This is a genomic window from Plantibacter sp. AC185 (assembly GCF_979258065.1).
Genome location: NZ_OZ409831.1, coordinates 619,118 through 631,077, shown reverse-complemented (window position 1 = coordinate 631,077; position 11,960 = coordinate 619,118). Strand labels below are relative to the sequence as shown.

Below are 11,960 nucleotides of genomic sequence, written 5' to 3'. Positions count from 1 at the left end.
CCTCGGGGCAGGACCTGCGACTAGGGTGGAAGCGTGGTGAGCGCTCGAGACATGCACGGCCCCGCCGATCTGCACACGCACTCGAGCGTCTCGGACGGCACGGAGACGCCGACGCAGCTGATGCGCGCTGCCGGTGCCGCGGGGCTCGGCACGATCGCCCTCACCGACCACGACTCCACCGCCGGTTGGGCCGAGGCGGCCGTCGAGTCGCGCCGCCAGGGCATCACCCTGCTCCCCGGAATGGAACTGAGCACCCGCTACGAGTGGCGGAGCGTGCACCTGCTCGCATACCTCATCGATCCGTTGAACGGCGACCTGCTCCAGGAGACCGCGAAGATCCGGGAGTCCCGGCTCCGGCGGGCCGAAGGCATCGTGGCACGCATCGGTGGCGACTACCCGCTGTCCTGGGCGGACGTCCTCGCGCAGACCCGCGAAGGTGCGACCGTCGGACGGCCCCACATCGCCGACGCCCTGGTCGCCCTCGGGATCGTGGCCGACCGTGGCGAAGCCTTCGACGGCATCCTGCATCCGCGCACCGGCTACTACGCGCCGCACTACGCGCCCGACCCGCTCACCGCGGTCAAGCTCGTCCGCGCCGCCGGTGGCGTCCCCGTGATCGCCCACCCGGTCCCGGCCGGCCGCGACCGGATGCTGCCCGAGCCGTACTTCCGTGAGCTCGCCGACGCGGGCCTGTTCGGGCTCGAGATCGAGCATCGCGAGAACACCGAGGAGGGCAAGGTCGTCGTGCGGCGGATCGCCTCCGAGCTGGGCCTCGTCGCGACCGGTTCGAGCGATTATCACGGGACCGGTAAGCCGAACCGCCTCGGCGAGAACACCACGGACATCGACGTGGTCCGGCGTATCGTGGCCGAGGCCACCGGCTCGGCGCCGGTCCTGCCCGACTGATCTGCGGCGCGTCCGGAGTGCCCTTCGACACGCTCAGGGACCGGGGTGTACTTCTCCCGGTCACTGAGCTTGTCGAGGTGCCCACGGGGACGCAGCGGATGTGAGGGGACGCCGGTCGGAGCACCCTTCGACAGGCTCAGGGACCGGTATCCTCCGGTCACCAACCGTGTCGAGCGCAGCGCTCGCGACATGCAGAACGCCCGCATCCGGAAGGGTGCGGGCGTTCTGCGTGGCGGATCTACGCCGTGGGGGCCGGGGGAGCGGTGCGGCGCGTCCGGCTCCGACGGCGGGGAGCGCTGTTGCCGTCGCGGTGCTCCGGACCGTGGCCGTCGTGGGTGCCTGCTGCGGGCGCGCTGCGGTCGACGGTGTCGGTCGAGGCGGCGTCGTGCGTCCGCGAGTGAGCGCGGGTGCTCGGCTGGGACTCGAGCCGGGTGCTGGTCGGCTGCGTGCGGTCGCCTCCGCGTCCGCCGCGCTCACCACCGCGACCGCCGCTGGTCCGCGAACCCTCGCGTCCGCCGCCGGTCCGCGAACCGTCGCGTCCGCCTGCGCTCCGCGAACCCTCGCGCCGCGGAGCGGGCTCGACGGCCTTGGCGGGCTTCAGCCGGCCCTTCGTGCCCTCGGCGATCCCGAGGTCGGTGAACAGGTGCGGGCTCGAGGAGTAGGTCTCCGTCGGTTCCGGCTGACCGAACTCGAGGGCGCGGTTGATGAGCGCCCACTTGTGGAGGTCGTCCCAGTCGACGAACGTGACGGCGATACCCGTCTTCCCGGCGCGACCGGTGCGGCCGACGCGGTGGAGGTACGTCTTCTCGTCCTCGGGGATCGTGTGGTTGATGACGTGGGTGACGTCGTCGACGTCGATGCCACGGGCGGCGACGTCGGTGGCGATCAGGACGTCGCGCTTGCCGGCCTTGAACGACGCCATCGCCCGCTCGCGCTGCTCCTGGTTCAGGTCGCCGTGCACCGCCGCGGCGTTGAACCCGCGGTCGGTCAGTTCCTCGACGAGCTTCGCGGCGGCACGCTTGGTCCGCGTGAAGATGACGGTCTTGCCGCGACCCTCGGCCTGCAGGATGCGCGAGATCACCTCGTCCTTGTCGAGCGAGTGCGCGCGGTAGATGAGGTGCTTGATGTTGGCCTGCGTGAGCCCTTCGTCGGGGTCGCTCGCGCGGATGTGGATCGGCTTGCTCATGAAGCGGCGGGCCAGGGCCACGATCGGACCGGGCATGGTCGCCGAGAACAGCATCGTGTGACGCGCGGCGGGAGTCTTGGAGAAGAGCTTCTCGATGTCGGCGAGGAAGCCGAGGTCGAGCATCTTGTCGGCCTCGTCGAGCACCATCTCGGTGATGCCCGAGAGGTCGAGGAGGCGCTGGTTGTTGAGGTCGATGAGTCGGCCGGGCGTGCCGACGACGATCTGAGCGCCGGCCTTCAGCTGCTCGATCTGACCCTCGTAGGCCTTGCCGCCGTAGATGGAGACGAGCGTCGTCGACCGGTTCGAGATGAGGATCTCGATGTCCTCGGACACCTGGACGGCGAGCTCACGGGTCGGGACGACGACGAGGGTCTTGACGCCGGGAGCCGGGTCGAGGCCGAGGCGCTGGACGATCGGGATGCCGAACCCGAAGGTCTTGCCCGTACCCGTCTTGGCCTGGCCGATGATGTCCTGGCCGGCGAGCCCGAGGGGGATCGTCTGCTCCTGGATGGGGAATGGTTCGATGATGCCCTTGGTCGTGAGGGCGTCGACGATGTCCTGGTCGACACCGAGATCAGAGAAAGTCACGGAGATACCTGTCAGTGCAGTCATGGTCTACACCTTCGATTGCACACAGGTGTAGGGCCCCGATCCGACGCCGGGGCACGGCTATTCTACCCGGGACGCCCCGAGAGGCCGCTGGGCGCGCGGAACACGGCGATCGGCGCGCTGCGGATAGGGTGGTCGCATGGCTCGTTGGTTTGCACGACGTCGGCGTCCCGGCACCCAGACGCCTCGTCTGCGCTCGCGGGAGGACGCCGTCCAGGCGACCCGCGTCGACCTGCACGAGCTCGCGCCCGGCACCGCCGACTACCTCGGTCAGGTGGCGCAACTGCAGCTCGGGTTCTTCATGACGCTGTCGTTCGCGGTCGAGCACGCTCCGAACGACGCCGATCGGGAGACCGTCGCCGAGGCCGCTGCCACGGCGCTGCGCAAGCACCAGGCGCTCCTCGCCTGGCTCCGCCGGACGAGCGACGACCCGGGCGCCGTGCTCGAACCCTATGCACGCACGCGGGACGAGTTCCAGGCGATCCTGCGAACCGGCACCTGGGACGAACTCCTGCTGGGCGTCCTCGTGGCGCGGGGCTTCCTCGACGAGTTCTTCGCGCAGCTCGCGCGCGGCCTGGACGGGGCGGACGCCCGCGACCTGGCTGCGATCGTCGCCCCCGGTCCGGAGGAGGACCCGCTCGTCGGGATCCTGCACCGGGTGATCGCAACGCACCCCGAGCGAGCTTCGACGCTCGCGATGTGGGGCCGTCGGTTGCTCGGCGACACCATGCTCGTCGCCAGGTCCGCCCTCGTGACCGAGAGTAAGGCGCTGCCGGACGACGCCCGGGTCGAACCGGTCTACACGGAGCTCATCGCGAACCACACCAGACGGATGGACGCGCTCGGGCTCACGGCCTGACCGGTCGTCCCCTCCGACACGACGACGCCGCCACTCCTGGTGGAGCGACGGCGTCGATCGATCGAGCGCTTCGGGTCAGGCGGCGACGCCCTGCTGCAAGCGGGTCAGCATCGCCTCGTCCGACGAGGTGCGGACGCGGACGAGCACGAGGTCGACCAGCACACTCACGACGACGGACGCGCCGAAGGCGAGCACCCAGATCCAGCCACCGTCCCACGCCATGCCGGCCCACGTCGCCGCGACCCAGACGACGGCGGCGACGAGCGTCGCGACCGCCGGGATGAGCGCGGCCCCGTGCTGGTCGCGGCCGGGCAGGAGGTAGCGGACGGCGAGACCGAGGATGGCACCGCCGAGCACGACGAAGAGGAGTTCCATGATCAGCCGACGAATCCGATGCGGCGGGACTCCTCGGTTCCGAGCTCGACGTAGCCGATGCCCGCGGTCGGGATGAGGTAGCTGGTGCCCTTGTCGTCCTTGAGTGCGAGCAGCTTGGCGTCCGTCTCGAGCGCGGTCTTGACCGCCTGCTCGATCTCCGACGCCGGCTGCGAGGTCTCGAAGCCGATCTCGCGAGGGCTGTTGAGGATTCCGATGCGAATTTCCACCTTGAGTGCCTTTCGGTTGCGTAGGGCAAGACTACGGGAGTCGTGGTCCTCCGACCGGCGCGGGTCGGCTGCTGTCAGCGAACAGCGGAACGCCGGTCGGCCGTCGCGGCGATGTCGGGAGGCTCCGGTAACGTGCGGACCATGACGGTTCCCGACGCCTCCGACGATCCGACGGGTGCGGTTCGTGACGCGGACCGCGCGCCCGTCGGCGACCCGGCTGTCGGCACGGGCGTCCGGCTCGACGACTCGCAGGATGCCGTGCTGCGGCTCGCGGACGACCGGTCCGCCGTCGTGCTCGGGGCTCCCGGCACGGGCAAGACCACGACGCTCATCGAAGCGGTGGCGGAACGCGTGCACTCGCGCGGTCTGCGTACCGACGAGGTGCTCGTCATCGCCTCCTCCCGGTCGTCGGCGCAGGTCCTCCGCGACCGCCTCGAGGCACGGGTCGCGCGCGCCACACCCGGATCCCTGGCGCGCACCGCCATCTCCCTCGCGCTCGAGGTCATCGCGGGCTCCGGGGCGTTCGCCGGTTCAGGACGACCACGGTTGCTGACGGGCGGCGAGCAGGACCAGACCATCGCCGAGCGACTCCTCGGTGACGAACAGGACGCGACCGGTCCACTGTGGCTCGCCGAGCTCGGTCCCGAGGTCAGGCGCCTGCAGGGGTTCCGCACCGAGCTCCGGAACCTCATGGAACGCAGCGTCGAACACGACGTCGCGCCTGCCGAGCTGCGTCGGCTCGGTACGGAGCACGGGCGTCCCGAGTGGGTCGCGTCCGCGGGCTTCATCGAGGGGTTCCTCGCCGACGACTGGCGCGGACACCTCACGCCCGCGGCGGCCCTCGCCCGCGCCGTTCGGCTCCTCGACGAACAGGAACCGGGAACGGGCGTGCTCGGCAGCCTGCGGGTGGTCTTCGTGGACGACGCCCAGGAGGCGACCCACGGCGTCCTGCAGCTGTTCGCCGCGCTCGCCCGACACGGGGTCACGATCGTCGCGTTCGGCGACCCCGACCTCACGACGGGGGCCTTCCACGGTGCCCGAGCCGACGCGCTCGGGCGGTTCGCCGAGGTGCTCGGTCGCCCGGTGGACACGCTCGTCCTCGGGCAGGTCCACCGCGGGACGCCGGACATCCGGGCGACCATCCGCGGCGTCGCCGAACGCATCGGCACGGCCGGCGCCGGACTCCATCGCACGACCGCGCCACCGGTCGATGACGCGGAGGCCCCCGAGCACTCCGTCGTCACCGTGGCGGCCGGTTCCCCGGCCGAGCAGATCGCGGTCGTCGCACGCTTCCTCCGCGAGCGCCACGTCCTCGACGGCGTCGCGTGGGCCGACATGGCGGTGGTCGTCCGCAGCGGCGGGCTGATCCCGGCGATCGAACGGGGCTTGTCCTCCCTCGAGGTGCCCACCCGGGCGAGCACCGGCGGAGCACCGCTGCGCGACCACCCGTTCGTCAGGTCGGTCCTCCTCGCCATGTCGGTGGCGCTCGGACGGACGCCGCTCGACGCCGAGGTCGTGACCGAACTCCTCCACAGCGCGCTCGGCGGACTGGACTCGATCGGGGTCAGGCGACTCCGGGCAGCGCTCCGGCACGCCGATCTCGCTGAGGGCCTCGACCGCAGCGCGGACCGCCTGCTGGAAGAGGCGTTCGCCGTCCCCGGTGCACTCATCGGACTCGAGACACCCTCCGCCGCCCGCGCCCGCTCACTCGCCGACAGCCTTGCCGAGGCGAGCGCGCAGGCGGCGGCGGGCGCTTCGGCCGAGGAGCTCGTCTACGGCCTCTGGTCGCGGAGCAGGCTCGAGCGCTCCTGGGTCTCGCTGTCGAAGGGCAGCGGTCAGGCCGCCGAGGAGGCGAACCGCGACCTCGACGCGATCACCCAGCTGGCCGATGCGGCACGCACCTTCGTCGAGGCGGAGCCCGACACCCCGGCCTCCGTCTTCCTCGACCGCCTGCTCGAACAGACGGTCGGCGACGACTCCCTCGCGCCGACGGGCCTCCGGGAGGCGGTCACGATCGCGACGCCCGCGGCCCTGGTCGGGACCGCGTTCGACACGGTCGTCGTCGCCGGCATGCAGGACGGCGTGTGGCCCAACCTGCGGGTCCGCGACTCACTGCTCGGCGCCTCGGAGCTTGTGGAGCTGCTGGAGGGCACGGCCACGGCGACGGCGGACGCACGACGCGCCGTCCTCCACGACGAGCTCCGACTCTTCGCCCAGGCGACCTCCCGTGCGCACCGGTCGCTCATGGTGGTCGCGGTCGTCGACGACGACCACCAAGCGAGCCCGTTCCTCACGCTGCTCCCGGAACCCGATCCGCACCGGGCATCCCTGTCGCCCCTGTCGCTCCGGGGGCTCGTCGGCACCCTGCGTCGCTCGCTCACCCGCCGGATCCGCCCCGCGGACCCGGCCGAGCGTGCCGCGTCCGCCTCGGCCCTGGCCATCCTCGCGACAGCGGGAGTCCCCGGCGCTCCGACCGAAGAGTGGTACGGCGTGGCCGCACCGAGCTCGACGGCACCGCTGCACGACCCCGCCGTCGAGGAGCTGCCGGTCTCCCCGTCCCGCATGGAGGCCTTCGAGGAGTGCCCACTGCACTGGGCGATCGCCCGACTGGGCGGCGGAGCCTCCGGGTTCGCCTCCGGGCTCGGCACGATCGTGCACGCCGCGCTCGAACACGCCGAGTCCTCCGACGAGGCCGCGCTCTGGGCAGCGGTGGAGGACCGCTGGGACGAACTCCACTTCGAGGCGGCCTGGGAGGGCGCGGCGACGAAACGGCGTGCGGCGGAACTCGTCCACCGGTTGTCGGCGTACCTCCACGACGCGGAGCGGGCGGGCGTGACCTCGATCGGCAACGAGAGCCGGTTCAGCCTCCGCATCCCCATCGGTGAGTTGGGCGGCGCGGCCGTGCTCGGCGGCTCGATCGACCGCGTCGAACTCGTGCCCGACGCCGACGGGACGCGACGCGTCGTGATCGCCGACCTCAAGACCGGCGGCTCGGCGCCCAGACAGGACCGGGAGGTCGCCGACATGGCGCAGCTCGGTGCCTACCAGCTCGCGCTGGCGTCCGGTGCGATCACCGGTACTGAGGGGCTGCTGAGCGGTGGCGCGAAGCTCATCGTCGTGTCGGCCGGCACGAAGCGCAAGGAGTACTACGACCCGGCCCAGCCCGCCTTCGACGACGAAGCCCTCGAGCGCTTCCGCGAGCGTGTTCTGGCGGACGCGGTCGGCATGGCCGGCGCGGTGTTCGAGGCCCGCGTCGGGACCCACTGTCATGACCCGTTCGCGTTCGGCGAGTGCGCCATCCACGTCGTCCCGGCGGTGAGCTCGTGAGCACGGAGGAGACCTACTCGGCCGAGATGCTCGCCGGCCTGCTCGGCCTCCCACAACCGACGACGCAGCAGGTCGAGGTCATCGAGGCCCCCATGGCACCCGTACTCGTCGTCGCCGGTGCCGGGAGCGGGAAGACCGAGACCATGGCCTCACGCGTCGTGTGGCTGCTCGCCAACCGGCACGTGAACGTCGACGGGATCCTGGGGCTCACCTTCACCAGGAAGGCCGCGGGCGAGCTGGCGGCGCGGATCGGCAAGCGGATCGCCGCCCTGCAGGACATCGGGATCCTGGATCCCGCGGCCGACGCGCTCTTCGACCGTCCCGAGGTGTCCACCTACAACGCCTATGCGAACGCCCTGTTCCGCGACAACGCCCTCCTGGTGGGCCGTGAGCCCGAGTCGGTCCTGCTGTCCGAGGCGTCCGCCTGGCGACTCGCGAGGCGCGTCGTGGTCCGACACGGAGACGACCGGCTCGCCACCCTCGGCAAGTCCGTCGACCAGGTAGCCGAGCTCGTCCTCTCACTGAGTCACGAGCTCGCCGAGATCGATGGCACCACCGAGGAGCTGCTCGGCTTCGTGGAACGGTTCGTCGGCATCGGCGAGCTCCCCGACGGCGGTCGCGGGGCCTACGCGCAGATCGACCAGGCCGTCGAGGTCGTGGGTGCCCTGCCGGTCCTGCTCGACCTCGCGCACCGCTACGCCGACGAGAAGCGCCGGCAGGGACTCGTCGAGTTCTCCGACCAGGTCGCCCTCGCGCTCGCCGCCTGCGAACGTTCGCCGAAGGTCGCCGCCGTCGCACGCGATCGCGCGGGCGTCGTCCTGCTCGACGAGTACCAGGACACCTCGGTCGTGCAGACCAGACTGCTGTCGACCCTGTTCGCCGACCACCCCGTCATGGCGGTCGGCGACCCGCACCAGTCCATCTACGGCTGGCGCGGCGCGAGCGCGGCGAACCTCGCACGGTTCTCCCGCGACTTCGGTCGGGAGGTCGCCGCCACCCAGTTCAACCTGTCCACGAGTTGGCGGAACGACCGCACGGTCCTCGAAGCCGCGAACGTCCTCGTCCGCCCGTTGCAGCAGCAGGCGCAGACGGCGGGGAAGCTGCGAGTCCTCGACCTCGAGCCGAAGCCCGGCGCCGGGGCGGGCTCCCTCGCCGTCGAGTTCCCCGAGACCGGTGCCGAGGAGATCCGGATGGTCGCCGAGTGGTGCGCGGACCGGTTGCTCGCAGAACGCGGGGGAGACCCGGCCGGTTCGGCCGCGATCCTGTTCCGGGCGCGCCGACCGATGCAGGAGTTCGCCGACGGCCTCGCCGCGCTCGGCGTCCCCCACCACATCCTCGGCCTCGGCGGTCTGCTCTCCTCACCGGAGATCGTCGACGTGACGGCGGCACTGCGGGTCATCCACGATCCCGGTGCCGGGTCCTCGCTCATCAGGCTCCTGAGCGGGCCTCGCTGGCGGATCGGCGTCCACGACCTCGGACACCTCGTGGAGGTGGCCCGGTACCTGCAGGCCATCGACTGGAAGACGAAGCGGTACGACGCCGAACTGGCCGCCCGGCTCCGTGAGTCGGTCGCCGACGACGACGGGCGGTCGATCATCGACGCGCTCGACTTCATCGCCGCCGACCGCGTGCCGGCCGGCCTCGCCGCCGGGTTCACCGACGAGGCGCGTTCGCGTCTTCGGGAGGCCGGACTGGTGTTCGCCTCCCTGCGGCGTCGTGCGGGCAGCGGCCTCCCCGATCTCGTCAGAGCGGTCGAGCGCGAGTTGCGGCTCGACATCGAGGTCGTCGCGAACGAGTCGACCGGCTCCGCGGCGCGCGCTCCGGCCAGACTGCAGGCGTTCCACGACGAGGTCATCTCGTTCATCCAGGCGGAGGAGCAGGTGACGCTCGGCAGCCTGCTGGCGTGGATCGACCGCTCGCTCGCCCGAGACGACCTCGGACCGGCGAGCGACGCACCCGACCAGGGTGCGGTCCAACTGCTCACCATCCACGGTTCGAAGGGCCTCGAGTGGGATCATGTCGCGATCCCGCGGCTCGTGGTCGACGAACTGCCAGCCAAACCAAAGGACGGCAAAGGCTGGGTCCGTCTCGGGACGCTGCCGTACGACTTCCGAGGCGACGCAGCGGAGCTGCCGGAGTTCGCCTGGCGGACGGCCGAGACGCGGAAGGAGGTCGTCGACGCTCAGCTCGCCTTCTCGGAAGCGCTCGGCGAACGCGCGCTCGACGAGGAACGCCGGCTCGCGTATGTGGCGGTGACCCGCGCCAAGCACGACCTCCTGCTCACCGGCTCGTTCTGGTCGGGCGATCGGAAGCGGCCCCGTGCTGCGAGCACCTACCTCCTGGAGCTGGCCTCGGCGGGCGTCATCGCACCGCTCCCCGCCGCCTCCGCCTTCGAGGAGAACCCGGTCGACTCCGGTGCCGCGGTCCTCGACTGGCCACTCGATCCGCTCGGCGCGCGTCGGAGCGTCGTCGAGCGGGCGGCGGCCGAGGTCGACCAGCGGCGCGGGCGGTCCGAGTCCGAGCTGCTGGCGACCCTCGGCCCCCTCGAGAACGAGCTGACGCTGCTCCTCGAGGAACGACGCCGTGCCGCGACGACGACCGCGCGCGGTGAGCTCCCCGTGCGCATCCCCGCGTCCAAGTTCAAGGAGTTCGTCACGGAACCGGAGGCCGCACTCGAACGTCTGCGTCGCCCCGTCCCGCAGCGGCCCTACCGGCAGACCCGCCTCGGGACCCGGTTCCATTCGTGGGTCGAGGCGCACTACGGACGCTTCGGATTGCAGGAGCTGGTCGACGCGCTCCCAGAGGAGCTCGACGTCGAACGCCCGGGGCCGGACGCGTCGGAGGGGATCGGGTTCGACGAGCTCACCGAGCGGTTCCTCGCCTCGGAATGGGCGGACGTCCGACCGATCGAGGTCGAGACCGAGATCCACGTGCCGCTCGGCGACACCGGACGAGTGGTGGTCTGCAAGCTCGACGCGGTGTTCGAGCGCGGGGACCGGTTCGAGATCGTCGACTGGAAGACCGGCGCGGTACCCACGACGCCGGAGGACGTGCGGAACGCCTCGTTCCAGCTCGCGCTCTACCGTCTGGCGTACGCGCACCACCGGGAGGTCGACCCCGAGCGCATCGACGCCGTGCTCTACTACGTGAGCCACGACGTGCAGCTCCGGCCGGAACGCCTCTACTCGGAGGAGGAGCTCCTGTCGGAGTGGGAGCGGTCCTTCGGGGAGGCCGCCGAGTCCCAGAGCTCGAACGACGAGGTGTCGATCTGATCCGTGGCGTTCGCGTCCGCGTCGGTTCCGGCGTGGTCGCGATCCTCGTCGGCCTCACCGTCGTCGGTGTCGTCGTCGTCCGAGCCGCCGGGATCGCGGCCGAGGGCGCGCTCGAGCTCTGACCGGTCATAGGTGTCGGTCTGCATGGCGATGCCGGGGGAGGACGAGCCGATCGGCGTGCGGTCGAGCATGTCCTCGACCTCGTCGACGTCGAGGACGGGTCCGGTCGTGGTGCCGAGGGGGTCCGTCACGTCGCCGAGCACGCGGTCGACGAGCCCGTCGAGCATCGCGACCGCGTCCTCGACGATGGTCTCGTCATGGCTGTCGCGGCCGTGCAGGAGCCAGCGGGCGATCTCGAGTTCCGCGTAGAGGCGGGCGCGGAGCGTGACGAAGCGGTCGGGTCCGCGGGAACACGAGGCCGCGTAGGCGGACAGCGCCTGCTCGCCGGTCGCGCCGAGCGTCGCGATCCAGTGGAGGTCGAGGGCCGGGTCGCCGACCCGCAGCGAGCCCCATTCGATGACGCCGTTGACGAGTCCGTGGCCGTCCTGACGGATGACGAGCACCCGGTCGGCGGCGAGGGATCCGTGGATGACGGTGGGCTGGAACTGCCAGAGTGAGTGGTCCTCGACGGCCGCCTGCCAGCGCTCCCGGACGGCGGTCGGGAGGAGCCTCGTCTCGGCGGCGCGGGACACGATGCGGTGCGCGTCCGCCCGGATGAGCTCGGTGGACAGCAGCGGGAGGCCCGCTTCCGCGATGAAGGCCGTCGGGAGGGAGTGGATCGCGGCGACCGCGGCACCGAGCGAGTCGGAGAGGACCTCGTCGCGGCCGAGCGCGGTCGGGTCGAGGTGACTGCCAGCCACGAAGTCGAGCACGACGGCGCGAGTGCCGTCGACGGGCAGTTGGCCCACGACGGTTGGAGCGTCGAAGGGCAACCTGCTGCGGATACCGGGCGTGAGTGCGCGAAGGGCGATGAGGTCCGCGGACTGCTCCGTCTCGGCCTGCTGTGAGGTCGGGATGCGCACGATGAGCTCGCGCCCGTCGGCCGTCACGAGACGGGCTGCGTCGTAGTTCCCCTCGCCGCCGGCGGTGTGCGCGCCGGACCCGCGGACCTGGAGGTCGGCGACGGCCGAGGTGGCCAACGCGGCTAGAGTGAGATGGGATCTGGCCATGACATCCAGGGTACGGGGCCGTCCCGGTGA

At 71.5% G+C, this 11,960-nt stretch carries 8 protein-coding genes; 4 read left to right on the top strand and 4 right to left on the bottom strand.

What is annotated here, in order from left to right; translation table 11 throughout:
• Nucleotides 1-51 precede the first annotated feature (51 nt).
• Entirely contained in the window at nucleotides 52-906 is an 855-nt protein-coding gene (locus ACZZZB_RS03040) for a PHP domain-containing protein (protein WP_085510529.1), read from the top strand.
• 238 nt (nucleotides 907-1,144) lie between these two features.
• Here ACZZZB_RS03040 and ACZZZB_RS03035 read toward each other — a convergent pair whose 3' ends face one another.
• Complete coding sequence (locus tag ACZZZB_RS03035; protein WP_194601715.1) at nucleotides 1,145-2,704, bottom strand: DEAD/DEAH box helicase; 1,560 nt, start codon at nucleotides 2,702-2,704, stop codon at nucleotides 1,145-1,147.
• A 136-nt stretch (nucleotides 2,705-2,840) separates the two neighbouring features.
• On the opposite strand from ACZZZB_RS03035, the gene ACZZZB_RS03030 reads away from it, so the two are divergent.
• Nucleotides 2,841-3,560, top strand: coding sequence for a ferritin-like fold-containing protein (locus ACZZZB_RS03030; protein ID WP_463528976.1), 720 nt, complete (start codon nucleotides 2,841-2,843; stop codon nucleotides 3,558-3,560).
• A 75-nt stretch (nucleotides 3,561-3,635) separates the two neighbouring features.
• Here ACZZZB_RS03030 and ACZZZB_RS03025 read toward each other — a convergent pair whose 3' ends face one another.
• Together ACZZZB_RS03025 and ACZZZB_RS03020 are read right to left on the bottom strand one after the other, a co-directional pair.
• On the bottom strand, nucleotides 3,636-3,935 hold the full coding sequence (locus ACZZZB_RS03025; RefSeq protein ID WP_463528975.1) for a hypothetical protein: 300 nt from the start codon (nucleotides 3,933-3,935) through the stop codon (nucleotides 3,636-3,638).
• A gap of 2 nt (nucleotides 3,936-3,937) precedes the next feature.
• On the bottom strand, nucleotides 3,938-4,162 hold the full coding sequence (locus tag ACZZZB_RS03020) for a DUF3107 domain-containing protein (RefSeq protein WP_064296179.1): 225 nt from the start codon (nucleotides 4,160-4,162) through the stop codon (nucleotides 3,938-3,940).
• 141 nt (nucleotides 4,163-4,303) lie between these two features.
• Here ACZZZB_RS03020 and ACZZZB_RS03015 point away from each other — a divergent pair, with 141 nt between their 5' ends.
• Entirely contained in the window at nucleotides 4,304-7,489 is a 3,186-nt protein-coding gene (locus ACZZZB_RS03015; RefSeq protein WP_463528974.1) for a PD-(D/E)XK nuclease family protein, read from the top strand.
• Nucleotides 7,486-10,761: a UvrD-helicase domain-containing protein gene (locus ACZZZB_RS03010; protein ID WP_463528973.1), complete on the top strand. Its 3,276-nt coding sequence runs from the start codon at nucleotides 7,486-7,488 to the stop codon at nucleotides 10,759-10,761. Before ACZZZB_RS03015 ends, ACZZZB_RS03010 begins: the two co-directional genes overlap by 4 nt.
• Here ACZZZB_RS03010 and ACZZZB_RS03005 read toward each other — a convergent pair.
• On the bottom strand, nucleotides 10,671-11,930 hold the full coding sequence (locus tag ACZZZB_RS03005; protein WP_192018195.1) for a phosphotransferase: 1,260 nt from the start codon (nucleotides 11,928-11,930) through the stop codon (nucleotides 10,671-10,673). The two genes, ACZZZB_RS03010 and ACZZZB_RS03005, sit on opposite strands and share 91 nt — an antisense overlap.
• Between the last annotated feature and the right edge of the window lie 30 nt (nucleotides 11,931-11,960).